The organism is Rhizobium sp. Root483D2 (assembly GCF_001426685.1).
Lineage (GTDB): Bacteria > Pseudomonadota > Alphaproteobacteria > Rhizobiales > Rhizobiaceae > Pararhizobium > Pararhizobium qamdonense.
In genome coordinates this window covers 1-26056 of record NZ_LMFB01000015.1, presented here as the reverse complement: position 1 = coordinate 26056, position 26056 = coordinate 1, and the positions used below count along the sequence as shown (strand labels likewise).

The window sequence follows — 26056 nt, the reverse complement described above, 5'->3', positions numbered from 1 at the left end:
TATGCAAATACCAGCCCACTATGCTTTTGCGGCAAAACCGGTTTTGATGTCCCTGCCGATGATGCGGCAGGAGAAGGACGTGGCCATGGCTGAAGCGAGTGTATCCAAGATTGCCCTGGTCACGGGTGGCGGCACCGGGATCGGCCGCGCCATTGCTCTCGCGCTGCTGAAAAACGCCTATACGGTCGTCATTTCCGGACGCCGCCTTGATGTTCTGCAAAGGGCGGCAAACGAACTGTCCGCTGAGACAGGCGGCACGGCACACGCCTTTGCCGCCGATGTCGGCGATCCGCAGGCGGTCTCCGCATTGTTTTCCACCATCCGCCGGGATTTCGGCCGTCTCGACCTGCTCGTCAACAATGCCGGCATGGGTCTTCCCGCCGTGCCGATGGAGGACATCACCTTCGAACAGTGGAACGCCATCGTCAGCGCCAACCTGACCGGCGCCTTCCTCTGCACCCAGCAGGCGATGAAGCTGATGAAGGCGCAGACACCGCGCGGCGGCCGGATCATCAACAATGGCTCGATTTCCGCCTCCACACCCCGCCCGATGTCGGCGCCCTACACGGCCACCAAACATGCGATCGCCGGCCTCACCAAATCCACCGCTCTCGACGGCCGCCTGTTTGACATCGCCTGCGGCCAGATCGATATCGGCAATGCCTCGACGGACATGACGGCAAAGATGAGCGGCGGCGTCCTGCAAGCCAACGGCGAAACCGCCCCCGAACCCACCATCCCGGCCAACCTGGTGGCCGACGCGGTCATCTATATGGCGGGACTGCCGCTCGACGCAAACGTGCTGACGATGACCGTAATGGCGACGCAGATGCCGTATGTGGGGAGGGGTTGAAGGCGCAAGAATATCGCCTCACTTCCGCCTTATGAAGCCGCAAGGATTTTGATATCCACAAACGGGAGATACAGCGCAATGCCCACCCGGCGACATTTCCTGATCGGCTTCGCTGCCGCCCCGATTGCGCTGCCGGGACTAGCTCAGGCAAGCGATGCGCCGGCACAATTATCGCTGACACCAACGTGCAGTGACGATGACGATCTGACGCAAAGGCAAACGGAGGGCCCGTATTTTTCCATGGAAAGCCCCGAAAAACAGGACTTCGCGAACGACGCACCCGACGGTGAAAGGATGACACTCGCCGGGTACGTGTTGACCCAGAACTGCCGCCCCGTTTCAAAAGCGCTGATCGAGCTATGGCATGCCGACGAAACCGGGCGCTACGACAACAGCGGCTACAAACTCCGCGGACATCAATTCACCGATGCTGAAGGGAAATGGTGGTTCGAGACGATCGTTCCAGGCCTATATCCTGGCCGCACCCGGCATTACCACCTGAAAGTCCAGCGGCCCGGCGGGAGCGTGCTGACGACGCAACTCTACTTTCCGGGCGAGCCGCTCAACGAGCGCGACCGGATATTCAACGAAACTCTGTTGCTCGATGTCAGCCCGACTGACGACGGCAAATTCGGCCGCTACGACTTCATCGTCGCGTAATGCAAAGTTCTGCTGATCTTAGAAGAAAATGGAGCGGGTGAAGCGATTCGAACGCTCGACCCCAACCTTGGCAAGGTTGTGCTCTACCCCTGAGCTACACCCGCTCATCAGCCTCGGTCCGGGGGTAGTCGGTGGACCGTGGCGCCGCTGCGTTGTTGTTTGCTGCGACGACGGCTATATGGCCCAGACGATTTTTAAATGCAACAGGGAAATGACGGCCGATCCAAAAAAAATTCATGCGCATGTCGCAAGCCCCTGAAAACAAGACGTTTTACGGCCTGCTTTCTGTGGAAGATTGCGATTTTTTGCCCTTCAGCGTAAGCAGGACCGCCATTTTCAAGCCAGAAGGATGCCGTCATGAGTGAAATGCAGCCGAAAACGCCGGACGAATTATTCCAGTTTCTCGACAGCCTCGGCATCGCGCATCAGACCCTGCGGCACGCGCCGGTTTTCACCGTCGCCGAATCGGTGGCGCTGCGTGACGCCATTGCTGGCGGCCACACCAAAAACCTGTTCGTGAAGGACAAGAAGGACAATTATTTCCTGCTCACCGTCGAGGAAAACGCCACCGTGGACTTAAAGACGGTGCACACGATCATCGGTGGCGCCAGCAAGGTTTCGTTCGGGCGGCCGGAAAAGCTGATGGAATATCTGGGCGTCATTCCCGGCGCCGTCACCGCCTTCGGTGTGATCAATGATACCGGCCGGAACGTGAAGATCATCATCGACGAAGAGCTGATGAAGGACGAGATCGTCAACTGCCATCCGCTTTCCAACGATGCGACGACATCGATCGAGTCAAAGGACCTCCTGCGCTTTATCGAGGCGACGGGACATGAAGCCCTTGTCTTGAAAGTGACGTCCTGACATACGATCTCTGACGGGAAGACAGTCAGACGGACGAGGATGTCCGCGAGGAGACATGATGAGCGGCAACGACAATCCCTATGCAGCATCCTACGGCAACCAGATGACGGCAACGGCGAGCTATGGCGGCGCCCCGGCACAGACGCCCGTGACGGCGCCAGCGGCCGCAGCCGCACCGGCCGGCGAGCTAATCAAGGAGACGACGACCGCCAACTTCACCCGCGACGTGCTGGAAGCCTCCCGTGAGCAGCCGGTGCTCGTCGATTTCTGGGCGCCCTGGTGCGGCCCGTGCAAGCAGCTGACCCCGGTGATCGAAAAGGTGGTGACCGAAGCCCAGGGCCGCGTCCGGCTGGTCAAGATGAATATCGACGATCATCCCTCGGTTGCGGGCCAGCTCGGCATCCAGTCGATCCCGGCCGTTATCGCCTTTGTCGGCGGCCGGCCGGTCGATGGTTTCATGGGTGCCGTTCCCGAAAGCCAGATCCGCGAATTCATCGACAAGGTTGCCGGCCCGATGATCGATGACCAGCAGGCGGGGATCGATGCGGCGCTCGCAGACGCCAAAGCCTTTGCCGAACAGGGCGACCTTGAGAATGCCGCTGGCCTCTTTGGCGCCGTGCTGCAGGCCGATCCCGAAAATGCCGTGGCGCTTGCGGGGCTTGCCAATTGCCTTGTTACCGCTGGCGAAGTGGAACAGGCGCGCGAGGTTCTGTCTGATCTCAGCGACGAGCTTGCCAAGGATGCCGGCATCGCCGCTGTCGTGAAAAAGCTCGACCAGATCGAGGAAGCGCGCAAGCTCGGCGATCCGGATGCACTGGAACAGATCCTCGCTGCCGATCCCGACGATCACGGCGCGCGCATCAAGCTTGCCAAGATCCGCAATGTCGAAGGCCACCGCGAGGCGGCGGCAGACCACTTGCTCAAGGTGATGAAGCGCGACCGCACGTTCGAAGATGATGGCGCGCGGCGCGAGCTGTTGCAGTTCTTCGACGTCTGGGGGCCGATGGATCCTGCAACCCTTTCGGCACGCCGCAAACTGTCCTCGATCCTGTTTTCATAATCACTTTTCAAGGGAAGTCTTTATCGTTACGGCTTGGTGACGATCTCCCTTGAGATTTGAGTTTGGCGCCCCATTTCTTGTCTTTAAGCGGCACGGCCCCCCTGGCCATCACAAAGTGGGCCGTCATAAGAGCGCTGACAGCGACGGGGTGAATTGAGACATGCAAGTTGGTAACGCACGTTATCTGAGGCCTCAGGACCTACCGGAGATGCTTCCGGTATTCCCGCTGACGGGCGTGCTCCTGCTTCCCGGCTCGCAGCTGCCGCTCAATATCTTCGAACCGCGCTATCTTGCCATGTTTGACGATGCACTGGCCGGAAACCGCCTGATCGGCATGATCCAGCCCTCCTTCGGTGAAATTCGCGACGAGGCGGGCCAAGCGCATGTTCAGGCGCTCTGCCAGGTCGGCTGCGTCGGCCGGATCACGTCCTTTGCCGAGATGGAAGACGGCCGTTATATTGCCTCGCTTACCGGCATCTGCCGGTTCCGGCTGTTCGACGAGGTGCCCCTGTCGAAAAAAGGCTATCGTTCCTTCAAAATCGTCCCCTTTGCCACAGACCTCACCGAACCCGATGACGAGGCGCAGGTCGATCGCGATGCGCTGCTGGCCGCCTTCAAGGCCTATCTCGATGCCAACAAGCTGGAAGCCGACTGGGAGAGCGTCGAGCGCGCCAGCAACGTGACGCTCGTCAATTCCATGGCGATGATGTCGCCCTATGGCCCGGCCGAAAAGCAGGCACTGCTGGAAGCACCGGATCTCAAGACCCGCGCCGAAACGCTGATTGCCATCACCGAGATCGTGCTCGCCCGCACCTTCGGCGACATCGAAACCATGCTGCAATAGGCGGATCAGATGGAAGACAGGACCAGCCGGGTCGATCCCAAACTGCTTGAACTTCTGGTCTGCCCGCTGACCAAAGGCCGCCTCAGCTACCACGCTGCTGACAACGAGCTGATTTCGGAAAAGGCAAGACTTGCCTACCCGATCCGCGATGGCATCCCGATCATGCTGATTTCCGAGGCGCGCAAGATCGAGGATTGAGGCGACCTCCTCACTTCCGCTTAGGCTGGTGAGATTGGCGAAACACCCCCCTCTGTCGGCTACGCCGACATCTCCCCCTCAAGGGGGGAGATCACCATTGGCTTCGGGCACAAGGAAAAAGAATGATCTCCCCCCTTGAGGGGGAGATGTCACGATAGTGACAGAGGGGGTAAGGTTCCACACGTGCTGACAATGCGACGATGACCGGCACCCCGTTCAAATCGCCTGACCGCCCAGCATCTTCGGTTCGGTCTGCCCACCAAGCCCCGACGCCTGGCGGATGAAGAACGATTTGACCGATGGCATGCGATCGACGAGCCCCAGTCCAAAATCGCGCAGGGCGCGCACCGGTGTGACATCGTTGGAAAACAGCCGGTTCAGCACGTCGGTGGTGACCCCCATGCGGAATGTGTCGAAGCGGCGCCAGCTCTGGTAGCGTTCGAGCACGGCGAGCGAACCGATATCGAGACCGAGGCGGTCAGCATCGACGATGGTTTCGGCAAGGGCTGCCACGTCCTTGAAGCCGAGATTGAGGCCCTGGCCCGAAATCGGGTGAATGCCATGGGCGGCATCGCCGGCAAGGGCAAAGCGCGGCGCGATGAAATCGCGTGCCAGCGTCAGCCCCAGCGGAAAGGCGCGGCGTCCGCCGACGACCTTCAGCGTGCCGAGTTTATGGCCGAAGCGGCGCTCCAGCTCTTCCTCGAACACCAGATCGTCGCTGGCGATCAGCCGGTCGGCATCGCGCGTCCGCTCGGTCCAGACCAGCGAGGAACGGTTGTTCTTGAGCGGCAGCGTTGCAAAGGGGCCGGCGGGCAGGAAATGCTCTTCCGCCGTGCCCTCATGCGGCCGCTCGTGCTCGACTGTCGTGACGATACCGGACTGGCCATAATCGAAATCGACGGTCTTGATGCCGGCGGCATCGCGCAGTTTCGAGCGCACGCCATCGCAGGCCACCAGCAGCCGCGCTTCGATCGCCCCGCCCTTCGCAAGGTCGATGGAAACCGAGTGATCGCCGCTCTTGAAACCTGCAGCCGCCGTCGATTGCAGGATCTCGACGCCGAGCTCCAGGGCAGCCCTGCGCAATGCGCCGACCAGGGCGACATTCGGCACCATATGGGCAAAAGGCCGGCCCTCGACCTTTTCGTCCTCGAAGGTCAGGAAGACCGGGCGGACCGGATCGGCGGTCTTTGAATCGGTAATGACCATGCGCCGGATCGGTTCGGCCTCCGGCTCGATTTCGCTCCAGACGCCGAGCACGTCGAGCATCTGCGAAGCCGCCGCGATGATCGCCGAGGCGCGCTCGTCCTTTTTCCAGGCGGTTTCCGGCGCGCCGTCGATCAGGCTCACGGACAGATGCGGGGCGGCCTTCTTGACGGATACGGCCAGCGACAACCCGACATAACCGCCGCCCGCAATCAGCACATCGATCATCTCTCATTCTCCCGTCGCTCTTGAGCATTGCTTATGGCCTATATAGATCATTGATGCGCTCGTTCCTACCGCTTGGGCGCTCGACCCGAGGAGATTGCCGAAATGCCGCGCCCTGCCGAAAACCCCGCCCCGATGGACGTCCTGTTGCAGACGCTGGATCTGGAGAAGCTGGAGGAGAACCTGTTTCGCGGCCGCTCGCCGCAGGTCGGCTGGCAGCGCGTGTTCGGCGGGCAGGTCATCGGTCAGGCGCTGGTGGCAGCCCAGCGCACCGTCAGCGAAGGCCGCTACGTGCATTCGCTGCACGCCTATTTCATGCGACCGGGCGATCCCGCCGTGCCGATCATATACGATGTCGACCGCATCCGCGACGGATCGAGCTTTGCCACCCGCCGCGTCGTTGCCATCCAGCATGGCAAGGCGATCTTCTCGCTCTCGGCCTCCTTCCAGTTCGACGAGGAGGGCTTCGACCACCAGATCACCATGCCGGATCTCGCGCCGCCGGAAACGCTGATGGGCGAACAGGATATTAAGGAAAAATATCTCGCCAATGCGCCGGAAGCCGTCCGCCGGTACTGGGAGCGGCCAAGACCGATCGAGATCCGCCCGGTTTCGCTGAAGCACTATTTTTCGCGCGACAAACTGGAGCCGTCGCAGGACGTCTGGGTGAAAGCCGTCGGCACCGTTCCGGACGAGCGCCATATCCAGGCGGCGGTGCTTGCCTATATCTCCGACATGACCCTGCTGGACACCGCACTTTACGCGCACGGCACCTCGGTGTTTGACCGCGACTTGCAGGTGGCGAGCCTCGACCATGCCATGTGGTTCCATCGCCCCTGCCGCATGGACGACTGGCTGCTCTACACGCAAGACAGCCCCAGCGCTTTCGGTGCACGTGGCATGACGCGTGGCAGCCTTTTTGATCGCTCCGGGATGCTCATCGCTTCCGTTGCCCAGGAAGGCCTGATCCGGAAAAAGGCATCTGAATAAAAAAACGCCAATTTTTCGATTCAGCCTATTTTTTCATCGTTTAATTTGACAAATTTTTGATATTCCGCCGGAAGTCCCCGGCGGAATGTGGCATTTCCATGTCTTTTCATGGACTTACCCATCCACTCCCAAACTGGCACGCCCCTTGAATAGCTAAGAGCAGTCGTTGGGGAAATGTGCTCGGCGGCAAGGAGAGACGGCCCCGAGCCGAAAGTGGAACAAGGATGGGAAACCAGATGAAAATTGTGATGGCCATTATCAAGCCGTTCAAGCTCGATGAGGTTCGCGAAGCCCTCACTGCCGTTGGCATCCAAGGCCTGACCGTGACCGAAGTGAAGGGTTACGGACGTCAGAAGGGACATACGGAAATTTACCGCGGCACCGAATACGCCGTGAGCTTCCTGCCAAAACTGAAGATCGAAATCGCCGTTGCCACCGAAATCGTCGACAAGGCCGTGGAAGCGATCGCCACGTCAGCCAAGACCGGCCAGATCGGCGACGGCAAGATCTTCGTCTACTCGATTGACCATGCCGTGCGCATTCGTACCGGCGAAACCGACACAGAAGCGCTGTAAGTCACGGCCGTTCAGGGAGCTACATGTCAATGTCTTCATTTAAACTTTCTACCTCTCTTGGACGCGTGGGCGCTGCAGCCGCAGCTCTTCTCGCTCCGGCCGTCGCCTTTGCGCAGGAAGCCGCCCCGGCAGCAGCCGAAGCAGTCGCCGCCGCACCGGTTCCGGACAAGGGCGATACCGCCTTCATGTTCGTCTGCACCATCCTCGTCCTGTTCATGCTCATCCCGGGCCTTGGCCTGTTCTACGGCGGCCTCGTACGCGCCAAGAACATGCTCTCGGTCCTGATGCAGTGCACCGTTGCCGGCTCCGCCGTCATGCTGATCTGGGTCATCTACGGCTATTCCTTCGCCTTCGGCGGCTCGACATCGCCCTATTGGGGCGGCACGGCCAAGATGTTCCTCTCGGGCGTCACCATGGATTCCACCGCCGCTACGTTCTCTGATGGCGTCGTCATTCCGGAAATGATCTTCATCATGTTCCAGATGACCTTCGCGGCCATCACGCCCGCCCTGATCGTCGGCGCCTTTGCCGAACGCATCAAGTTCTCGGCTGCGGTCCTGTTTTGCGTCCTGTGGGCAACCTTCGTCTACTTCCCGATCGCCCACATGGTCTGGGACGCAAACGGCCTGATCTTCGGCTGGGGTGCACTCGACTTCGCTGGCGGCACGGTCGTTCACATCAACGCCGGCGTTGCCGGTCTGATCGGCGCGATCATGGTCGGCAAGCGCACAGGCTTCGGCAAGGACATGATGGCTCCGCATTCCATGACACTGACACTCGTCGGTGCTGCCATGCTCTGGGTCGGCTGGTTCGGCTTCAATGCCGGTTCCAACCTCGAAGCCTCGGGCGGCGCAATGCTGGCCACCGTCAACACCTTCATCGCAACGGCCGCTGCCATCATCTCCTGGTCGCTGGTTGAAACCTTCACCCGCGGCAAGGCGTCCATGCTCGGCGCCGCGTCCGGCATGATCGCCGGCCTCGTCGCCGTCACCCCCGCCGCCGGCATTGTCGGCCCGATGGGTGCGATCGTCATGGGTCTGATCGTTTCGCCGCTGTGCTACTTCTTCGTCTCCGTGGTGAAGAACAAGTTCGGCTATGACGACACGGCAGACGTGTTCGGCGTCCATGGCATCGGCGGTCTGTTCGGCGCTCTTGCCACCGGCATCTTCGCCTCGTCCTCGCTCGGCGGCATCGGTTATGCCGACGGCGTCACCATGGGCGGCCAGTTCATGACGCAGGTCTATGCCGTTCTCGTCACCATCGCCTGGTGCGGCATCGGCTCGGCGATCCTCTACAAGATCGTCGATGTGGTCGTCGGCCTGCGTGTTCCGGTCGAAGCCGAACGCGAAGGTCTCGACCTCTCCTCGCACGGCGAAGCCGCCTACCACTCGTAAGCAACCTGCGGAGCCGGCAAACCGGCTCCGCAACCAGTCCCGTCGCGGTTTCGCCTCGTGCGCGACCGCTTTTGACCCGGTCCTCCCGTCCGGGTCTTTTTTTGCTCTCAGACGTTCTTCGCCCGCCGCAAAACCGGTTCCAGTGGTGAAAACTCGCCCATCAGCCCTCTTTCACGTAAACGAAGCGTCAAGGTTAATAGGGCTTTAACCCTCGTCTGCTTACCTTGGAAACATGCGCGCATGGCGTTTTTCCGGAATAACAGGCAGCAGGTCATCATGAGCAGAAGCAATCAGGCGGTATACGACAACCGTTCCAACCGGTTTGTGCTTTCCACATTCGTCTGGAAGCAGATCGCCGCCCTGGCGGGGTTTGCGATCTTCGCCGCGCTCGGCTTCGCGATCGCCGCTCTATCGACCTGGAATGTCGCTGACCCCAGCTTCTCCTATGCGACCGCCGATGCCCCGACCAATCTGCTCGGCTATACCGGTGCTGCCTTTGCCGATATCTTCATGCAGTTCTTCGGTATTGCGAGCGTCGTGTCGCTGCTCCCCGTGGTTGCCTGGGGTTTGGTGCTGATCATGGCCAAGCCCTTCGATCATATCGTCAAGCGCGCCGGTGCCTGGTTCTTGGGCTCGGTCTTGGCGTCCGCAGCGCTCAGCTGCATTCCGGCCCCGGTCACCTGGCCGCTGCCAAACGGCCTTGGCGGCGTCTTCGGCGACATGATCCTGCGCTTTCCGGCCCTTTTCACCGGCACCTACCCGAGCGGAACGTTCGGCACGGTTCTCGCTGTTCTCTTCACGCTTCCCGCCGCCTATTTCCTGATCTACAGCGCCGGCCTCATCGGCGTATCCGATCCTCAGGACGAGATCGACGTTAAGGCACCGGCGCCCAGCAAAGCCCGCACCGTCAGCGACGAATCCGAAGACGACGAATCCGAAGGCATCATCATGGTGATGGCCGGCGCACTCACCCATATGCGCTTTACCGCCCAGGCCCGCATCCGCCGCCTGTTCGGCCTGACCGGCCGCCGCAAGCCGGCAACGCGCGACTATGACGAACCCTATGATTTCAACGGTGATGAATTCGGCACGCTGAACGAGCCGTCGCGTCCAAAACCCATTGCCCGCTCCGAGCGGGTCGAGCCGTCTCTCGACCGCTCCGAGCGCCGCACCGTGGACGCCCCTCCCATGTCGATGGACGATGAGGACGACGATTTCCCCGTTCTTGACAACCGCCGCGCCTCCACCGACATCATGCCCGACGACGATGATGACATCGATCCCGCCGCCGACTGGGCGCCGGTTCCGGCACCGCGCAAGCCGGCGATGCCGCAGGCCACCGCCCGCGTCGTTCCGGCCGCCCCGCGTCCCAAGACCGGCCAGCGCATCGAGCGCGAGGCGCAGGCCTCGCTGGTTTCCGATGATGACGATTTTACTTTGCCGCCGCTGCATTTCCTCGCCGAGCCGAAAAACGTTGCCCGCGACGCAACGCTCTCTGCCGATGCGCTGGAACAGAATGCCCGCATGCTGGAAGGCGTGCTGGAGGATTTTGGCGTCAAGGGCGAGATCATCCATGTCCGCCCGGGGCCCGTGGTCACCATGTACGAGCTTGAACCTGCACCGGGAATCAAGTCGTCCCGCGTCATCGGCCTGGCCGACGATATCGCCCGCTCGATGTCGGCGATCGCCGCCCGCGTCGCCGTGGTTCCCGGCCGCAACGCCATCGGCATCGAACTGCCGAACCAGCGCCGCGAGACCGTTTACCTGCGCGAGTTGATCGGCTCGCGCGATTTCGAGACCAGCAAGACCCGTCTTGCCATGGCGCTCGGCAAGACGATCGGCGGCGAACCCGTGATCGTCGATATCGCCAAGATGCCGCATCTGCTCGTTGCCGGTACAACCGGATCGGGTAAATCGGTTGCCATCAACACCATGATCCTGTCGATCCTCTACCGGCTGAAGCCGGAACAGTGCCGGTTGATCATGATCGATCCGAAGATGCTCGAACTCTCCGTCTATGACGGCATTCCGCATCTGCTCTCGCCTGTCGTTACCGATCCGAAGAAGGCCGTCGTCGCGCTGAAATGGACCGTGCGCGAGATGGAAGAGCGCTACAAGAAGATGTCGAAGATCGGCGTGCGCAACATCGACGGCTTCAATTCGCGTGTCGAGCAGGCCATGGCCAAGGGCGAGCAGATCAGCCGCACCGTCCAGACCGGCTTTGACCGCCAGACCGGCGAGGCCGTCTACGAGACGGAAGAATTCGACCTGCAGCCGATGCCCTATATCGTCGTCATCATCGACGAAATGGCCGACCTGATGATGGTGGCCGGCAAGGATATCGAAGGCGCCGTCCAGCGTCTGGCGCAGATGGCGCGCGCCGCCGGTATCCACGTGATCATGGCAACGCAGCGTCCGTCGGTCGATGTCATCACCGGCACGATCAAGGCCAACTTCCCGACCCGCATCTCCTTCCAGGTCACGTCGAAGATCGACAGCCGCACCATTCTCGGCGAACAGGGCGCCGAACAGCTGCTCGGCATGGGTGACATGCTCTATATGGCCGGTGGCGGCCGCATCCAGCGTGTGCACGGCCCGTTCGTTTCCGACACCGAGGTCGAGGACGTCGTCAAATATCTGAAGACGCAGGGCTCGCCGCAATATCTCGACGCCATCACCGAGGATGACGACGATGACGGCGAAGGCGGCAGTGGCCCGGCCGGCACCGCTAACCTTGCCGAATCCGACGACCCCTATGACCAGGCGGTCGCCATCGTTCTGCGCGACGGCAAGGCGTCCACATCCTATGTCCAGCGCCGTCTCGGCATCGGTTATAACCGGGCGGCCTCGCTGATCGAGCGCATGGAGCAGGAAGGCATCATCGGTGCCGCCAACCATGCGGGCAAGCGCGAAATCCTGGTGCCGACCGAAAGCGACATCACCGGCCGATAAATCTTGAAGCAAGCCGTTGACGGCAAAGCGGCATTCCCGGCGAAGCCCTGCCGGGAATGGTCTCACGGCGAAATGACGATGCGCGCGGCAAAGGCCTTGAAGGTGCCGTACTTGCGCTCCACATGAGACTGGAAATGAAGGAGATTGCGATGACAGACACCGGAACCGGCCATTTTGAACAGGATACGAAACGTCTGTCCCTGTCACGCCGCAGCTTCGTCGGCGGTCTCGCCGTTGTCGCTGCCCTGGCCTTCATCGGCATGCCCATAGAACCCGCGCAGGCGCAGCAGTCAGTTGTCGCGCAAAAGATCGCCAACCATTTCGCCTCGGTCAAAACCATGAGCGGCGAATTTGTACAGTTTGGCCCGCGCGGCGAACAGACCGGCGGCAAGTTCTTCATCAGCCGCCCGGGAAAAATCCGCTTCAACTATGATGCCCCCTCGCCAATGCGGGTGATTTCCGACGGCCGGACCGTGGTCATCGGCAACCAGAAAATGAAGACCTGGGACGTCTATCCGCTGTCAAAGACCCCGCTGAAGCTGCTTCTGTCGGACGAGATCGACCTGAGCGGCAAGATGGTCCGCGACGTCAAGGAAGAGCCGGACCTCATCACCATCGTGCTCGGTGACCGCACCATCTTCGGCGATGCGACGATCACCCTGATGTTTGACCCGAAGACCTACGACCTGCGCCAGTGGACGATCACCGACGCGCAGAAGAAGGACACCTCGGTGATGATCTTCAACGTCAAGAACGGTGTGCCGATGGACGACAAGGTCTTCCAGATTCCCAAACAGTGATTTTACAGACCCTGTCCGTTCAGGGGTCTTGAGGCTCAAAGCCACCCGTCCGGTGCGCCGCCTTTGTGCGGCGCACCGTCATGACGTCATCGACATCCCTGCCTTCGAGCAGAATGCTGCTCCGAACATACGGACGGTCCGGGCAAACCCCTCGCGGTGATAAAACCGCAAGGCCACCGGGTTTTAGGCGCTGTGCAAAGCTGCATCCTGAAGCGGGATCGCGGCAATTGAAAAGCTGAGCGGCAACAGATATCACCGTTAGCGGCGATCAAAACGGGCTTGAGCGCAGATGAACGCCTCCAAGACCTCTTAGGCGAATGCGCAAGGCGGCGTTCGTTTTCACGCAGCATTTTCACGGAAAGAACCCCCTGCATGGCATTGTCGATCGCGACCTGGAACATCAATTCGGTGCGCCTGCGCATGCCGCTGGTCGAGCATCTCCTGAAGACGGCAGCCCCGGATATTCTCTGCCTGCAGGAAACCAAGGTCACCAACGACCTCTTCCCCTTCGCGCCGCTCAGGGCGCTGGGTTACGAGCACATCGCCATCCATGGCCAGAAGGGCTATCACGGCGTCGCCACCATTTCCCGCCTGCCGTTGCATGAGCTGACCGACCGGCGCGACTATTGCGGCGTCGGCGATGCCCGGCATATCTCGGTGGTGTTTGAAAAATCCGGCAAGAGAATCCGCCTGCACAATTTCTATGTGCCGGCCGGAGGCGACGAGCCGGACCGGACGATCAACCAGAAATTCGGCCACAAGCTCGATTTCATCGACGAGATGAAGCTGCTGCATGCCGAAAGCGAGGCGGGAATATCCTCCATCCTCGTCGGCGATCTCAACATCGCACCGCTGGAGCACGATGTCTGGTCGCACAAGCAACTCTTAAAGATCGTCAGCCATACGCCGATCGAGACCGAAGGCCTGACGGCGGTACTCACCGGTGGTGGCTGGGTGGATCTGATGCGCCAGCATACGCCATCGCCGGAAAAGCTCTATACCTGGTGGAGCTACCGCGCCAAGGACTGGGAAGCGGCCAATAAGGGCCGCCGCCTCGACCATGTCTGGTCATCCGCCGACCTTTCCCCGCACCTGACCCGCGTCGATATCCTGAAGGAAGCGCGCGGTTGGGAACGGCCTTCCGACCACGTCCCGGTCATCGCCCATTTCGATCTTTAGAGCCTCGTACGGAGGCTGAATCGGGCGCGGCTTTCCTGATGGATAAGGCCGCGCCTGATCAATGCCGGTAGCAGATCCTATCGCCAGCCCAGCGCCGGGGCGATATGCTTCAAGACCGCCTCGATGACATGGGCGTTGTAATCCACGCCCAGCTGGTTTGGGACGGTGAGGAGCAGGGTATCAGCCTCCGCAATTGCCTCATCCTCAGCCAGCTGCCGGATGAGCGCTTCGGGTTCTGCGGCATAGGAGCGGCCGAAGATCGCCCGTGTCTGGTCATCGATATAACCGATCGTATCGCTTTCCTTGCTGGCGCCACCGAAATAGGCGCGGTCGCGGTCATCGACCAGCGGGAAGATGCTGCGGCTGACCGACACGCGCGGCGTGCGCGCATGGCCTGCCTCCTGGAAGGCCTGGCGGTAGGCGCGGATCTGCGCGGCCTGCTGGACGTGGAAGGGCTCACCGGTTTCGTCGTTCTTCAACGTCGAGCTCTGCAGGTTCATGCCGAGCTTGGCAGCCCAGATCGCCGTGGCATTCGAGCTCGCACCCCACCAGATGCGCTCGCGCAAGCCTTCCGAATGCGGCTCAAGCCGCAGCAGGCCCGGCGGATTGGGAAACATCGGACGCGGGTTGGGTTCGGCAAAGCCCTGGCCTTTCAAAACCTCCAGAAACGCTTGCGTATGCGCGCGGGCCATGTCGGCATCGCTTGCGCCGTCCTGCGGCGCGAATCCGAAATAGCGCCAGCCGTCGATCACCTGCTCGGGCGAACCGCGGCTGATGCCGAGCTGCAGGCGGCCGTTCGATATCAGGTCGGCGCTGCCGGCATCCTCAGCCATATAGAGCGGATTTTCATAGCGCATGTCGATCACGGCCGTGCCGATCTCGATCGACTTCGTGCGGGCACCGATGGCCGCCAGAAGCGGAAAGGGCGCGGCAAGCTGCCGGGCAAAATGGTGGACGCGGACATAGGCGCCGTCTGCGCCCAGCTCTTCGGCGGCAACAGCCAGATCGATTGACTGCAACAGCGCGTCACCAGCCGAGCGCGTGCCCGATTGCGGCGAGGGCGACCAGTGCCCGAATGAAAGGAATCCGATTTTCTTCATGATTGTCTATCCCGCTAATGGCGATGTGTTGTCCGATAGATGGGGAAGAACTACCGCGCGCGAAAGAGCATGTCGCGGCTGCGGACGCGCGACAATCGAAACACACTGTCTCCTCAAAGGAAACGCTCTTGCAAGGAAACGCCTATCCGAATTTTGGCGCGAGTTTCTGCATGGCGCTGATCATCGCCTGCAGGTTTGCCTTGATCCGGCCCTCGACGACGACGGCGACCTCGGGGTATTCCTCCAGCATGCGGCGAAACAGCGGCCGGTTGATGCGGATGACTTCGCTGTCTTCCTCGGCGGTCGCCGTGAACTTGCGCTCGACAAAGGAGATCATCGCCAACTCGGACAACAACGTGCCGCGCCCAACGGTGTCGACCACCTCGACACGGCCATCGACAAGATGACGCGTCAGCGTGACGGAGCCGCTGGCAATGGCATAGGCGCAATCGGCCGGCGCACCCTCGCGAAACAGCTGCTGGCCCCTGTTGAGACGCCGGCGCTCGGCACCGAAGGCGATCAGCCGCAGCTTGTCGTCATCGATATTCGCAAACAGCGGCACGAGGGACAAAAGGGCGATATCGTCGTTCAGCGACAAAGGGATACCTCGAAGCGAGGCATGACACCGGATGGGATCAAGCCTCAGGCGTTAGGGAACTATCTTGTAGCCGCCATTCTCTGTCACCAAAATCTCCGCATTGGAAGGGTCGCGTTCGATTTTCTGGCGCAGCCGGTAGACATGGGTCTCCAGCGTATGGGTGGTAACGCCGGAATTATAGCCCCAGACCTCTTCCAGGAGCACATCGCGGGTCACGACCTTCTGCTCGGCGCGATAGAGATAGCGGATGATCGCCGCTTCCTTTTCGGTGAGCCGGATTTTCTGGCCGTTTTCCAGTGTCAGGAGCTTCTGGCCGGGTTTGAACGTGTAGGGGCCGACAGTGAAGGTGGCGTCTTCGCTCTGCTCGTGCTGGCGCAGCTGCGCCCGGATGCGGGCGAGAAGCACGGCAAAACGGAAGGGCTTGGTGACATAGTCATTGGCGCCGGCTTCCAGGCCGAGGATCGTGTCGCTGTCGGTATCGTGGCCAGTCAGCATGATGATCGGCGGCTTGAACCCGCCCTTGCGCAGAAGCTTGACCGCCTCGCGGCCATCCATATCCGGCAGGCCGACATCCATCACCAGAAGTGCGATCTGCTGGTTGCGGGCGGTATTGATGCCCTTGGCCGCCGTCGATTCCTGCAGAATGGTGAATTCCTCGTAGAGGGCAAGCTGCTCCACCAGTGTTTCGCGCAGGTCGTTGTCGTCATCGACGAGAAGAATGGTGCGGGCCGACATGGGTCTTTCTCCTTGCTTCCGGTTGAAACTAACCCAATCGGTGCTTTTGACAAGCAGCGGAAGCTTTCACCCGGTTGTTACATATTGTGTAGTGCTATTGTTATGTTTCAGATCACGCACAACGCAAAAAACTGTGAGCAAAATGCGATTGAAACCCCGAAAGGTTGCGAGTTCCACCCGCACCATCACCGTCAGGACCAAGCCCGGAAATCCAACGCGCGCGCTCGTGACCTTTGCCGGGCGCACCGAGGAGGCCGCCATCGGCCGCAGCGGCACGACGGCGCGCAAGCGCGAAGGCGACGGCGCCACCCCGATCGCGCCCATGCGCCTGATCGGCGGCTATGTCCGCCACGACCGGATCACCCGCCTGCAAACCGCCCTGCCGCTGCGCTTCACGCCAAAGGACTTGCTTTGGTGCGACGAGCCCCGCCACGCGCTTTATAACCGTCCCGTCAGCGTGCCATTCACGCCAAGCCACGAAAAGATGTGCCGGGATGACGGGCTCTATGATGTCTGCCTGGTGATGGACTGGAACCTGCGCAGCCGCAAACGCCATGGCGGCTCGGCGATCTTCTTCCACCTTGCCAAACCAGGCTATCCGCCGACAGAAGGCTGCGTGGCGGTCAGCCTGCCGGCCATGAAGCGGCTCTTGCGGTTCATGCGGCGGGGCACGGTGGTCAAAGTCCTGTAGCGCGAGCGCGGTCAGCCCAGAAAACGCGGCGTCACGAACCGCTCGAGATACCCGGTCCCTGCTGCAACCGCATCCCATCCGCCGATCTCGAAATCGATCACCGCAAGACCGGCCGTCGGGAATTTTTCGCGTATCCTGGCGACAGCACCGGCATCGCCATCTTTCATAAGCAACGACGCAAGGTCCTCCAGGCCCGGATTATGCCCGATAAGCAGCAGGTTGCGGATATTTTGTTCGGTAGCCTGGATCACCGCAAGAATATTGTCTGCAGGAACCTCGTAAAGACCTGCAGCCGGACGCTCCGCTACGCCGTCCGGCAAAGCCTCATGGACAAGCTGCCAAGTCTCCCGTGCGCGGCGGGCCGGTGATACGAGGGCGAGATCGGGGATCAGTTTTTCACGCGCCATATAGGCGCCGATGACGGGGGCTGCCTTGCGTCCGCGATCAGACAGCGGGCGCTCCTCGTCGATGACACCGTCGGGCCAGGCGGATTTGGCGTGGCGGAGGAGGATGAGACGGCAGTTGTTGGAATTCCGGGTCATTGTCGTCTTTCCGCCTCCCCCTTGAGGGCAGGGATATTTGTTTATGAGTAAGAGGGGCCTGACCGTGGCCGTGCCACCGCCTGCACGCCATATCACAAAGCGCATTTTTGTGCCCCCTTGCCAAGCATTTCACGCAGGGCTAAACCTCCTCCTGCTCTAACGGGGTGCCGGCCGTTCTTTATGAGAACGTTTGGCTGAGAGGCTTTTTCAAAGCCAACCCGAAGAACCTGATCCGGTTTGTACCGGCGGAGGGATTAGGCGGCACATTCCAGCGCCCTATTCCCAATTTTTGGATTTAAAGGAGGCGCGGATGCGCAAGGCGATCATTTCATTCATCGGGGCTTTGGCTGTGTTTGCTGCGCCGTTTCCGGCGCTTTCGCAAGACAAGGTGCTGACGGTCTATACCTATGAGAGCTTCACCAGCGAATGGGGCCCCGGCGCCAAGGTGGCGGAAGCGTTCGAGGAGACCTGCGGCTGCAAGCTTTCCTATGTCAGCGTTGCCGATGGCGTCGAGCTTCTAACCCGGCTGAAGCTCGAGGGCGCCTCTTCCAAGGCGGATATCGTGCTCGGGCTCGATACCAATCTGGTCTCCGAGGCCAAGGCGACCGGCTTCTTTGCGCCGCATGGCATCGATACCTCCGCCGTCAAGGTGCCCGGCGGGTTTTCCGACGATACGTTCGTGCCCTATGACTACGGCCATTTCGCCGTGATCTACGACACGCAGGTGATGAAACAGCCGCCCAAGAGCCTGAAGGAGCTGGTTGAGGGCGATCCGGACCAGAAGATTGTCATCGAGGACCCGCGCACTTCGACGCCGGGCCTTGGCCTGCTGCTGTGGGTCAAGTCGGTCTATGGCGCGGACGCGCCTGCCGCCTGGGCGAAACTCAAGAATCGCGTGCTGACCGTCACCCCCGGCTGGTCGGAAGCCTACGGCCTGTTTACCAAGGGCGAGGCGCCGATGGTCCTGTCCTATACGACGTCGCCGGCCTATCACATGGTGGCCGAAAACACCGACCGTTATCAGGCGGCCGCGTTTTCCGAGGGGCATTACATCCAGATCGAAGTGGCTGGCATCACCAAGGCTGCCAAGGATCCGGCGCTCGCCAAACAGTTCCTCTCCTTTGTTACAGGGCCAGAGTTCCAGTCGATCATCCCGACGACCAACTGGATGATGCCGGTTGCCGCCACCAAGGAGCCGTTGCCGGAGGCTTTCGGCAAGCTGGTGACGCCGGAAAAGACGTTTTTGATGTCTTCGGACGCGGTGGCGGCCAATCGCAAGGCCTGGATCGATGAATGGCTGGCGGCGATGAGCCGGAATTAAGGCGGTTACGGATTCTTGAGGTTGCCGCACCACCCCCCTCTGTCGGCGACGCCGACATCTCCCCCGCAAGGGGGGAGATTGGCCGCCAGCTCTGCCGCCATGAGGGAAAAGAATGATCTCCCCCCCTTGAGGGGGAGATGTCACGGACGTGACAGAGGGGGGTGGGTTTCGGCATGCTCCGAATTTAACGCAAACATGACAAGGCCATGATGATCGGCCGTATTGAACGTCGATGGACATTGACCGCCGGGGCGCTCTGCCTTGGGGGCATCGTGCTGTTCGTTTGCCTGGCGGGAGCTGCGCTTCTGGCGTTCGACGAGCCGGGGTCTGCCCGTGATGGGGCGCTGTTTGATGCCTATGTCTGGCGTGTGGCCCGGTTCACGCTGTTGCAGGCGACGCTGTCCACGATGCTCTCCATTGCCTTTGCCATTCCCGTGGCGCTTGCGCTGGCGCGGCAGGTGGATTTTCCCGGCCGCGTCTGGATCATCCGGCTGATGGCGCTGCCGCTTGGGTTGCCGGCGCTGGTGGCGGCGCTCGGGTTGATCGGGATCTGGGGGCGGCAGGGCGTTTTGAACACGGGGCTGGTGGCTTTGGGGCTTGATCAGCCTGTCAGCGTCTATGGCCTGTCGGGCATTCTCGTTGCGCATGTCTTCTTCAACATGCCTTTGGCCGCGCGACTGATGCTGGGCGGGCTGGAGCGTATTCCCGGCGAATATTGGCTTGCCGGGGCCAATCTCGGTATGCGGCCGCTGTCGATTTTCCGCTTTATCGAATGGCCGGCGATCCGGGGACTGTTGCCGGGGATCGCCGGGCTGATCTTCATGCTCTGCGCCACCAGCTTTACCCTGGTGCTGACGCTTGGCGGCGGGCCTGCGGCCAGCACGATCGAGGTGGCGATCTACCAGGCGCTGCGGTTCGATTTCGATCCGCCGCGCGCCATCGGCCTGTCGCTGCTGCAGATTTCGGTGACCGCAACGCTTCTGGTTGTAATCCGGCTGATGACGCCGGCTGTTGACGATGGCCATGGCGGCGGGCGCCGGGTGCGCCGGTTCGATGGGCGCCGCGGGTTTGGGCGGGTGGCCGACGGACTGGTGGTCGCGCTGGCTGTCCTGTTCCTCGTCCTGCCGCTTGGGTCCGTTGTCGCCTCGGGTCTGCGCTCCGACCTTGTCCGGCTTGCCAGCGATCCGATGGTGCAGCGGGCCTTGCTTACCAGCGTCGTCATCGCGCTCACCTCCGGCCTGCTCTGCGTCCTGTCGGCTGCGGTGATGATCCGGGCGCGGCAGGTAGCGCTGTCGCCACGGCGGCCTATTATGGTTCAACGCGGGCTGGCGGCCGGTATATCTGCCAGTTCGTCGCTAGTGCTTCTGGTGCCGCCCGTGGTTCTGGGGGCCGGCTGGTTCCTGCTGTTGCGGCCGCTCGGCGATGTCGCCCGGTTTGCGCCGCTGCTGGTTATCCTGATCAATGCGCTGATGGCGCTGCCTTTCGTCTACCGCGTGCTGGAGCCGGCCATGGCGACCCATGCGGCGCGCACCGGCAGGCTTGCCGTCAGCCTCGGTCTTGGCGGCTGGCACCGTCTGCGGCTGATCGACTGGCCGGGCTTGCGCAGGCCGCTGATGATGGCCCTGTCCTTTGCCTGCGCCCTGTCGCTGGGCGATCTTGGCGCGGTGGCGCTGTTTGGCTCGCAGGATATGGTGACCTTGCCCTGGCTGCTCTATAGCCGTATGGCCGGATACCGCTCGACCGATGCGGCCGGGCTGGCGCTGTTTCTCGGCCTCGTCTGCCTGGTGCTGACGATCGCCGGGACGCCGCGCGCCGATGCTGACAGGAGAAAAAATGCCGCCGCCTGACACGACTATTGCGGTTCGCCTCAGCGATGTGCGGGTGCGGTTCGGGGCAACGCAATTGCAGTTCGATTGCGCTATCGGCAAGGGTGAGATCGTTGCCGTGACCGGCGCATCCGGGTCCGGCAAATCGACGCTGCTCAATGTGATCGCCGGGTTCGAGACGCCGGATGCGGGCAGGGTTGATATTCTCGGAGAAGATGTGGCCGGGCGCGATCCGGCGGAGCGGCCGGTCTCGGTGATCTTTCAGGAGCATAACCTGTTTGCCCATCTCGACGTCGCCACCAATATCGGGCTCGGCATCGATCCGGCGCTGAAGCTTGGCCTCAAGGAAAAGGCAAAGATCGCCAGCGCGCTCATCCGCGTTGGGCTCGACGGTTTCGGCAAGCGTTTGCCGCCGACATTATCGGGGGGCGAACGCCAGCGCGTGGCGCTTGCGCGCGCTCTGGTGCGCCGCAAGCCGGTGCTTCTGCTCGACGAGCCGTTTGCGGCGCTTGATCCCGGCTTGCGCGCCGGGATGATCGATCTGCTTCTCGATCTGCACCGGCAGGAAGGCCATACGATCCTGGTCATCACCCATCATCCCGACGATGTCCGGATGATGGCCGACAGCGTGCTCTTTCTCGACAAGGGCCGCATCATTCTGCACGAGACCAAGGCGCAGTTTCTGGCGCATTCCGGCCTTGCGGCTGTCGATCGCTTTCTCGGACGGTGAGCATCGCCTGCGATGCTCTTGCCACAATTTGAACGATAGCCTGTGCGACGGCGATTTCGATGTCCCGCGCCACCCTGTTATGGGCGGCGTGGCCGGGATATCACGGGGAAACTATTTCTGTGCTGGTAAGCTAGGCATATATGGCGCGAAAGGCTACAGCAGGTCATTGCCGTAGCGGCCGCCGGACCTATTTATACGGCTGTAATGAATACTGAATTTGCACGCGTGCGAGGGCCTGAACGGTTTGCACGGCTGGCTTGAAGACTGGAAATGAGCTGAGGCGATGAGCACAACGACAGGCACGCAAAGGCGGGTAACGCGCGCAGGCGCCGGCGTGCCCTCACGCGCCGCCGCAGCGCTCCTGGGTTGCATGCTGCTGTCGTCCTGCCAGTCGGTGATCGAGCAGACCTACGAGCCCAAGGTTTCGCCATCCTCCAATCCGCAGATCGTCGAGGAAGTGCAGAAGAACGACCCGCGTGCGCAGGTCGGCGCGCGCGAACATCCACGCATCGTCGCAAGCTATGGCGGCGAATATCAGGATGAAAAGACCGAGCGCCTGGTTGCCCGCATCACCGGCGCGCTGACGGCGGTTTCGGAAAATCCGAACCAGTCCTACCGGATCACCATCCTCAATTCTCCCGCCATCAACGCCTTTGCGCTGCCGGGCGGCTATCTCTACGTGACGCGCGGTCTTCTGGCGCTCGCCAACGATGCCTCGGAAGTGGCTGCCGTGCTCTCCCATGAAATGGCGCATGTGACCGCCAACCACGGCATCGAGCGCCAGCAGCGCGAAGAGGCGGAGGTGATTGCCAGCCGCGTCGTGTCCGAGGTGCTGTCGAGCGATCTCGCCGGCAAGCAGGCCTTGGCGCGCGGCAAACTGCGGCTGGCGGCATTCTCGCGCAATCAGGAATTGCAGGCTGACGTGATCGGCGTGCGCATGCTGGGCGAAGCCGGCTACGACCCCTATGCGGCGGCGCGCTTCCTGGATTCGATGGCCGCCTATAGCCGTTTCTCCTCGGTCGATCCCGACAGCGACCAGAGCCTGGACTTCCTGTCGAGCCATCCGAGCGCGCCGCAGCGCGTCGATCTCGCTCGCCGCCATGCCCGCGCCTTTGGGGCGGAAGGGGCCGTGGGTGACCGGGGCCGTGACTATTATCTCGCCGGTATCGACGGTCTGCTCTATGGCGATAGCCCGCAGGAAGGCTATGTGCGCGGCCAGACGTTCCTGCACGGCAAGCTCGGCATCCGTTTCGACGTGCCCGCCGGCTTCCAGATCGACAACAAGGCGGAAGCGGTGCTGGCGACCGGGCCGGATGAGACGGCGGTCCGGTTTGACGGCGTGGCCGATGGCCAGAAGCGCAGCCTGACGGATTATATTGCCAGCGGCTGGGTAACCGGCCTGCAGCCGGACACGATCCGCGCCGTGGAGATCAACGGGCTGGAGGCGGCAACGGCGCGGGCATCGGCCGAGCGCTGGGATTTCGACGTGACCGTGATCCGCATCGACACGCAGATCTACCGTTTCCTCACCGCCGTGCCGAAGGGCGCACCGAGCCTGGAGCCAACCGCCAATGTGCTGCGAACCTCCTTCCGCCGCATGACGCCACAGGAAGCGGCGGCTTTGAAGCCGCTGCGCATCCGCGTGGTCACGGCCCGGCCGGGCGATACGCTGGCAACGCTGTCGGCCCGGATGATGGGCACCGACCGCAAGCTCGACCTCTTCCGCCTGATCAATGCCATGCAGGTGACCTCGACGGTGAAGCCCGGCGACAGGGTGAAGATCATTTCGGAATGAGGGCTCAGCCCCAGGTCAGCGGGTCGAGCCGGAGATAGAAGCCGAGGCGGCCGTCGTCCTCCGTCAGGCCGTTGATGCCGAACAGGATCTGCCGGGCGCTTTCGGCCTGCGCCCCGGTCTCCCAGCTTTCCCGCGCATTGGCCAGCATCAGCGCAAAGTCGGCATGGCGATCGGCAAGGCCGAGACGGCCGAGATCGATGAGGCCGGTGCATCGCAGGGTCTCAGGATCGACCATGAAATTCGGCATGCAGGCGTCGCCGTGGCAGATCACCAGACCAGCCTTTTCCTGCTCAAGCCGCTGCGGCGCCTCCGTCTCGATCTCGGCGAGAAGTTCTGCAGGCGGTCGGCCTTTGTCTTGCGGGGAGAGGAACTCCGGATTGACGGCATCGCGGTTAACGACATCGCGCGCGATCACTACCATATCGGCAAGGCGGCGGGAAAAGGGGCAGGACGCCACCGGCAGGCTGTGCAGGGCTGTCAACGTTTCGGCCATCGATGGCCAGGCTTTCAACAGGTCTGCCGCCGGAAGCGCGCTTGCGGGAATGCCGGGAACCGCCGAGAGGATAAGGGCTGCGCCGTCGTCGCTCTCGATCCAGTCCATCACGCGCGGCGCGCCAATGTCCGTCTTTGACAGCCATTCGACCCGCCGCCGATCTTGCGCCAGCACTTTCCGGCGGGCGGGGCCGGCAACCTTCGCATAACGGCTTGCATCACCGCTGCGAAAAACGGCATCGCCGGATTCACCATGGCTGACGGGCTGCCAGCCGGCGCTTTGAGGCAGGAAAGACGGGAGATGAAGCGGCATGGCGGGAATGTCCTGAGCGAAGGATTCCGGGGGTAAGGTCGTTGATTTAGGAATGCTTCGTTTGCGGATCAATGCCGTGCGTGCAAAGCCGTGCGACAGCTGCGGGCGAGTGGGGGAATGCTGTTAGTTGCATTTGAAGCTCAGACCCGGAGCTTTGGTCTTTGTTAACGTTTGCTTTCCAGATGCCGGCGTTTTGCGCTTATGAGGTCCGGCGTGCGATGCGGCTGCCGCTTGCGCTCAAGGTGCCCCTGGCAGCGTAAAAGGCCCGCTTGTGCTCGTACATCAACGTGTCGGCGCGCTGGACGAGGGATTCCATGGATTCGCCCTGTTCGCTGGTGGCGACGCCGAAGGACATGGTGAGCGGCGCGCTCGAGTAGAACTGGTTGTTGATCTTCAGGAGCTCGTTGATCGTATCCATGATCGCGGCCGCTGCCTTGTTGTCAGCGCCCGGCAAGAGGACGGCGAATTCGTCGCCGCCGATGCGGGCTGCATGGTTGGGCTGCGACACCGCGCCATTGAGGATTTCGCCGAACCGGCGCAACAGGGCATCGCCGGCATCGTGGCCGAGCTGATCGTTGGCTTCCTTCAGTCCGTTGAGATCGATGATAATGGCCGAAATCGGGCGCAGCGACTTGCGTTCCAGCCGGTTGATCTCCTCGGCATAGAAGGCGCGGTTGTAGAGCTTGGTGAGCACATCGTGCTTGCCGAGATATTCGAGATAGGCCTCGGCCTTCTTGCGCGCGGTGATATCGGTGAGCGCGACCTGGACGCGGGCCCAGTCGTGTTCGCGGCCGGGAAAGACCGAAAAATGCAGCAGAATGTGCCGCTCCGACCCATCCAGCGCATAGTTGATGACTTCGCGGTGGTGGAACAGGTTTCCGTTCCAGAGTTCGATCAGCTGCTCGCGGAACGGCTTTTCCATGTCGCCGCGGAAGATGTCGCTGAGCCGCTGCAGCAGCGTCATGCGGTCTGACGCGCAGAACAGGTCGAGCGTGGCCTGGTTGACGTCGATGACGCGGATTTCGCTCATGCACTGTGTGACGAATTCCGGGTGGACATCCATGAAGGTGCGAAAATCAACGATGCCGCGGGCGCGGATATCCTCGATCAGCGTCTTGATGCGGCTGAAATCCTCGATCCACAGCGAGACCGGCGAATGCTCGAAAATGCCTTCGGCATAGAGCCTCTGCGTGATCTCAGCCCGGCGCGCGTCTTCGCGCGCGGTAATGTCCTCGGTGGTCAGCAATATCTTGGCAAGCGAGCCCTCATGGCCCGGCATGACGGCGCCACGAAGCTGGATATCGAGGCGGCGGCCTGAAAGCGTGTAGTTGACGGTGGTGCTGGAAAACGCCAGCTTTCCGTCGAAGAGGTCGGCCAGTTCATTGATATGGGTTTCGAGCATGTCGTCGCGGAAGATCTGCGCCACACCGAAGCGAAGATGATCGACGTCATCGGCCTCAAAGAGCTCAAGCGTCTTCCGGTTGACATCGATAACGCGGATCAGTGTGGAGCATTGCGCGATACGCGAAACGTCTTCGCGCAGGAAGGTGCGGATATCTGTGATCCCCTGCGATCGCCAGATATCGAACAGCGCTTTGACCTCGCTGAAGTCCTCGATCCACATGGCAATCGGCGCAAGATTGAAGACGCTGGACTCGAATGTGTCTTGCATTGTGCCACCTGAAAGCGAGCCGGCGAAAGAGGTGCAACCGGCGGAGATATGCGTATCCACAGTCTTACCCGCGAAAGGTAAACCGCGTCTTGATTGCTGCATCACAACATTTGAGGGTGGGATGTCGTTTCGGCCGAATTTGGCGCTTACAGCTCGGGTTGAATAGCTTTACCCGGCAGAGGAGGGGTTGAGATTACCGAAAGGCTATTTCCAATTGTCCTGCAGATCATGTTGGAAATGGAACGGGTTGCTGAATTCCTTCTTCCTTCCCCCTTTGGCTTAAGGAAATTGATTTTAACTAGACTCAAGACAGTCAAGTCATTGATCTGAAATAGTCTTTTGACCCGACGGACGTCGGGTCACTGGATCCCCGCCACAGATGTAAAGCCCGGAGACATCCCTGACAGGTGTTCGGAGACATGCTTTACACATTTGGCTGGG

24 protein-coding genes, 1 tRNA gene and 1 riboswitch are annotated in these 26056 nt (G+C 61.5%); of the genes, 17 read left to right on the top strand and 8 right to left on the bottom strand.

From position 1 onward, the window contains the following. Window positions 1–85: 85 nt before the first annotated feature. A complete protein-coding gene (locus tag ASD32_RS12985; RefSeq protein WP_060638644.1) occupies window positions 86–853 on the top strand; it encodes an SDR family oxidoreductase in 768 nt (255 codons plus the stop codon). 78 nt (window positions 854–931) lie between these two features. Beyond that, window positions 932–1513: an intradiol ring-cleavage dioxygenase gene (locus ASD32_RS12980; protein ID WP_060638455.1), complete on the top strand. Its 582-nt coding sequence runs from the start codon at window positions 932–934 to the stop codon at window positions 1511–1513. A gap of 29 nt (window positions 1514–1542) precedes the next feature. On the opposite strand, the gene ASD32_RS12975 is transcribed toward ASD32_RS12980, so the two are convergent. Next, window positions 1543–1617: transfer RNA gene (locus ASD32_RS12975), tRNA-Gly, on the bottom strand. Between the two features lie 253 nt (window positions 1618–1870). On the opposite strand from ASD32_RS12975, the gene ASD32_RS12970 reads away from it, so the two are divergent. The 4 genes from ASD32_RS12970 (at window position 1871) to ASD32_RS12955 (ending at window position 4482) form a co-directional block, all read left to right on the top strand. After that, window positions 1871–2380, top strand: coding sequence for a prolyl-tRNA synthetase associated domain-containing protein (locus tag ASD32_RS12970; RefSeq protein WP_082546760.1), 510 nt, complete (start codon window positions 1871–1873; stop codon window positions 2378–2380). A gap of 58 nt (window positions 2381–2438) precedes the next feature. Next, complete coding sequence (trxA, locus tag ASD32_RS12965; protein ID WP_060638643.1) at window positions 2439–3440, top strand: thioredoxin; 1002 nt, start codon at window positions 2439–2441, stop codon at window positions 3438–3440. A gap of 160 nt (window positions 3441–3600) precedes the next feature. Beyond that, a complete protein-coding gene (locus tag ASD32_RS12960; protein ID WP_060638453.1) occupies window positions 3601–4284 on the top strand; it encodes an LON peptidase substrate-binding domain-containing protein in 684 nt (227 codons plus the stop codon). Window positions 4285–4293: 9 nt separating this feature from the next. Beyond that, window positions 4294–4482 carry a Trm112 family protein gene (locus ASD32_RS12955; protein ID WP_060638452.1) on the top strand — a complete coding sequence of 63 codons (189 nt, stop codon included), beginning with the start codon at window positions 4294–4296 and terminating at the stop codon, window positions 4480–4482. Between the two features lie 216 nt (window positions 4483–4698). Here the strand turns inward: ASD32_RS12955 and ASD32_RS12950 are convergent, their stop codons facing one another. Further along, entirely contained in the window at window positions 4699–5913 is a 1215-nt protein-coding gene (locus ASD32_RS12950) for a ubiquinone biosynthesis hydroxylase (protein WP_060638451.1), read from the bottom strand. A 102-nt stretch (window positions 5914–6015) separates the two neighbouring features. Between ASD32_RS12950 and tesB the strand changes: the two genes are divergently transcribed. The 6 genes from tesB to ASD32_RS12920 all read left to right on the top strand — a co-directional run bounded on the left by tesB (window position 6016) and on the right by ASD32_RS12920 (window position 13800). Further along, window positions 6016–6900 (top strand): acyl-CoA thioesterase II, encoded by an 885-nt coding sequence (gene tesB / locus ASD32_RS12945; RefSeq protein ID WP_060638450.1) that lies wholly within the window; start codon window positions 6016–6018, stop codon window positions 6898–6900. Window positions 6901–7124: 224 nt separating this feature from the next. Continuing rightward, a complete protein-coding gene (locus ASD32_RS12940; protein ID WP_060638449.1) occupies window positions 7125–7475 on the top strand; it encodes a P-II family nitrogen regulator in 351 nt (116 codons plus the stop codon). Between the two features lie 29 nt (window positions 7476–7504). Next, window positions 7505–8869 (top strand): ammonium transporter, encoded by a 1365-nt coding sequence (locus ASD32_RS12935; RefSeq protein WP_060638448.1) that lies wholly within the window; start codon window positions 7505–7507, stop codon window positions 8867–8869. Between the two features lie 276 nt (window positions 8870–9145). Next, a complete protein-coding gene (locus ASD32_RS12930; protein WP_060638642.1) occupies window positions 9146–11821 on the top strand; it encodes a DNA translocase FtsK in 2676 nt (891 codons plus the stop codon). A 149-nt stretch (window positions 11822–11970) separates the two neighbouring features. Beyond that, the gene (locus tag ASD32_RS12925; protein WP_060638641.1) at window positions 11971–12621 is read left to right on the top strand and encodes an outer membrane lipoprotein carrier protein LolA; all 651 of its coding nucleotides are present in this window, start codon (window positions 11971–11973) and stop codon (window positions 12619–12621) included. A gap of 372 nt (window positions 12622–12993) precedes the next feature. Next, window positions 12994–13800: an exodeoxyribonuclease III gene (locus tag ASD32_RS12920; protein WP_060638447.1), complete on the top strand. Its 807-nt coding sequence runs from the start codon at window positions 12994–12996 to the stop codon at window positions 13798–13800. 77 nt (window positions 13801–13877) lie between these two features. Here ASD32_RS12920 and ASD32_RS12915 read toward each other — a convergent pair whose 3' ends face one another. The 3 genes from ASD32_RS12915 to ASD32_RS12905 form a co-directional block, all read right to left on the bottom strand. After that, complete coding sequence (locus tag ASD32_RS12915) at window positions 13878–14900, bottom strand: LLM class flavin-dependent oxidoreductase (RefSeq protein ID WP_060638446.1); 1023 nt, start codon at window positions 14898–14900, stop codon at window positions 13878–13880. A gap of 142 nt (window positions 14901–15042) precedes the next feature. After that, complete coding sequence (locus ASD32_RS12910) at window positions 15043–15498, bottom strand: cyclic nucleotide-binding domain-containing protein (protein ID WP_060638445.1); 456 nt, start codon at window positions 15496–15498, stop codon at window positions 15043–15045. Window positions 15499–15549: 51 nt separating this feature from the next. Next, window positions 15550–16233 carry a response regulator transcription factor gene (locus tag ASD32_RS12905; RefSeq protein ID WP_060638444.1) on the bottom strand — a complete coding sequence of 228 codons (684 nt, stop codon included), beginning with the start codon at window positions 16231–16233 and terminating at the stop codon, window positions 15550–15552. 142 nt (window positions 16234–16375) lie between these two features. Here ASD32_RS12905 and ASD32_RS12900 point away from each other — a divergent pair, with 142 nt between their 5' ends. Next, on the top strand, window positions 16376–16924 hold the full coding sequence (locus ASD32_RS12900; RefSeq protein WP_060638443.1) for a L,D-transpeptidase family protein: 549 nt from the start codon (window positions 16376–16378) through the stop codon (window positions 16922–16924). A gap of 11 nt (window positions 16925–16935) precedes the next feature. On the opposite strand, the gene ASD32_RS12895 is transcribed toward ASD32_RS12900, so the two are convergent. After that, a complete protein-coding gene (locus tag ASD32_RS12895; RefSeq protein WP_060638442.1) occupies window positions 16936–17466 on the bottom strand; it encodes a histidine phosphatase family protein in 531 nt (176 codons plus the stop codon). A gap of 150 nt (window positions 17467–17616) precedes the next feature. After that, window positions 17617–17737, top strand: a riboswitch (TPP riboswitch). A 39-nt stretch (window positions 17738–17776) separates the two neighbouring features. On the opposite strand from ASD32_RS12895, the gene thiB reads away from it, so the two are divergent. The 4 genes from thiB to ASD32_RS12875 all read left to right on the top strand — a co-directional run bounded on the left by thiB (window position 17777) and on the right by ASD32_RS12875 (window position 23138). Next, entirely contained in the window at window positions 17777–18787 is a 1011-nt protein-coding gene (gene thiB / locus ASD32_RS12890) for a thiamine ABC transporter substrate binding subunit (protein WP_060638441.1), read from the top strand. A 209-nt stretch (window positions 18788–18996) separates the two neighbouring features. Further along, complete coding sequence (thiP, locus tag ASD32_RS12885; RefSeq protein ID WP_060638640.1) at window positions 18997–20634, top strand: thiamine/thiamine pyrophosphate ABC transporter permease ThiP; 1638 nt, start codon at window positions 18997–18999, stop codon at window positions 20632–20634. Beyond that, complete coding sequence (locus tag ASD32_RS12880) at window positions 20621–21343, top strand: ATP-binding cassette domain-containing protein (RefSeq protein ID WP_060638440.1); 723 nt, start codon at window positions 20621–20623, stop codon at window positions 21341–21343. Before thiP ends, ASD32_RS12880 begins: the two co-directional genes overlap by 14 nt. Before the next feature lie 370 nt (window positions 21344–21713). Then, window positions 21714–23138, top strand: a complete 1425-nt coding sequence (locus tag ASD32_RS12875) for a M48 family metalloprotease (protein WP_244490167.1) — start codon at window positions 21714–21716, stop codon at window positions 23136–23138. 4 nt (window positions 23139–23142) lie between these two features. On the opposite strand, the gene ASD32_RS12870 is transcribed toward ASD32_RS12875, so the two are convergent. After that, window positions 23143–23943, bottom strand: a complete 801-nt coding sequence (locus tag ASD32_RS12870; protein ID WP_060638438.1) for an APH(3'') family aminoglycoside O-phosphotransferase — start codon at window positions 23941–23943, stop codon at window positions 23143–23145. A 199-nt stretch (window positions 23944–24142) separates the two neighbouring features. After that, window positions 24143–25615, bottom strand: coding sequence for a diguanylate cyclase (locus tag ASD32_RS12865; protein ID WP_060638639.1), 1473 nt, complete (start codon window positions 25613–25615; stop codon window positions 24143–24145). Window positions 25616–26056 lie beyond the last annotated feature (441 nt).

Bases quoted from the DNA above. Each gene is read 5' to 3' on its own strand.
- ASD32_RS12985 (WP_060638644.1), top strand. From the start codon at position 86: ATGGCTGAAGCGAGTGTATCCAAGATTGCCCTGGTCACGGGTGGCGGC.
- ASD32_RS12980 (WP_060638455.1), top strand. From the start codon at position 932: ATGCCCACCCGGCGACATTTCCTGATCGGCTTCGCTGCCGCCCCGATT.
- ASD32_RS12970 (WP_082546760.1), top strand. From the start codon at position 1,871: ATGAGTGAAATGCAGCCGAAAACGCCGGACGAATTATTCCAGTTTCTC.
- trxA (WP_060638643.1), top strand. From the start codon at position 2,439: ATGAGCGGCAACGACAATCCCTATGCAGCATCCTACGGCAACCAGATG.
- ASD32_RS12960 (WP_060638453.1), top strand. From the start codon at position 3,601: ATGCAAGTTGGTAACGCACGTTATCTGAGGCCTCAGGACCTACCGGAG.
- ASD32_RS12955 (WP_060638452.1), top strand. From the start codon at position 4,294: ATGGAAGACAGGACCAGCCGGGTCGATCCCAAACTGCTTGAACTTCTG.
- ASD32_RS12950 (WP_060638451.1), bottom strand. From the start codon at position 5,913: ATGATCGATGTGCTGATTGCGGGCGGCGGTTATGTCGGGTTGTCGCTG.
- tesB (WP_060638450.1), top strand. From the start codon at position 6,016: ATGCCGCGCCCTGCCGAAAACCCCGCCCCGATGGACGTCCTGTTGCAG.
- ASD32_RS12940 (WP_060638449.1), top strand. From the start codon at position 7,125: ATGGGAAACCAGATGAAAATTGTGATGGCCATTATCAAGCCGTTCAAG.
- ASD32_RS12935 (WP_060638448.1), top strand. From the start codon at position 7,505: ATGTCTTCATTTAAACTTTCTACCTCTCTTGGACGCGTGGGCGCTGCA.
- ASD32_RS12930 (WP_060638642.1), top strand. From the start codon at position 9,146: ATGAGCAGAAGCAATCAGGCGGTATACGACAACCGTTCCAACCGGTTT.
- ASD32_RS12925 (WP_060638641.1), top strand. From the start codon at position 11,971: ATGACAGACACCGGAACCGGCCATTTTGAACAGGATACGAAACGTCTG.
- ASD32_RS12920 (WP_060638447.1), top strand. From the start codon at position 12,994: ATGGCATTGTCGATCGCGACCTGGAACATCAATTCGGTGCGCCTGCGC.
- ASD32_RS12915 (WP_060638446.1), bottom strand. From the start codon at position 14,900: ATGAAGAAAATCGGATTCCTTTCATTCGGGCACTGGTCGCCCTCGCCG.
- ASD32_RS12905 (WP_060638444.1), bottom strand. From the start codon at position 16,233: ATGTCGGCCCGCACCATTCTTCTCGTCGATGACGACAACGACCTGCGC.
- ASD32_RS12900 (WP_060638443.1), top strand. From the start codon at position 16,376: ATGCGATTGAAACCCCGAAAGGTTGCGAGTTCCACCCGCACCATCACC.
- ASD32_RS12895 (WP_060638442.1), bottom strand. From the start codon at position 17,466: ATGACCCGGAATTCCAACAACTGCCGTCTCATCCTCCTCCGCCACGCC.
- thiB (WP_060638441.1), top strand. From the start codon at position 17,777: ATGCGCAAGGCGATCATTTCATTCATCGGGGCTTTGGCTGTGTTTGCT.
- thiP (WP_060638640.1), top strand. From the start codon at position 18,997: ATGATCGGCCGTATTGAACGTCGATGGACATTGACCGCCGGGGCGCTC.
- ASD32_RS12880 (WP_060638440.1), top strand. From the start codon at position 20,621: ATGCCGCCGCCTGACACGACTATTGCGGTTCGCCTCAGCGATGTGCGG.
- ASD32_RS12875 (WP_244490167.1), top strand. From the start codon at position 21,714: ATGCTGCTGTCGTCCTGCCAGTCGGTGATCGAGCAGACCTACGAGCCC.
- ASD32_RS12870 (WP_060638438.1), bottom strand. From the start codon at position 23,943: ATGCCGCTTCATCTCCCGTCTTTCCTGCCTCAAAGCGCCGGCTGGCAG.
- ASD32_RS12865 (WP_060638639.1), bottom strand. From the start codon at position 25,615: ATGCAAGACACATTCGAGTCCAGCGTCTTCAATCTTGCGCCGATTGCC.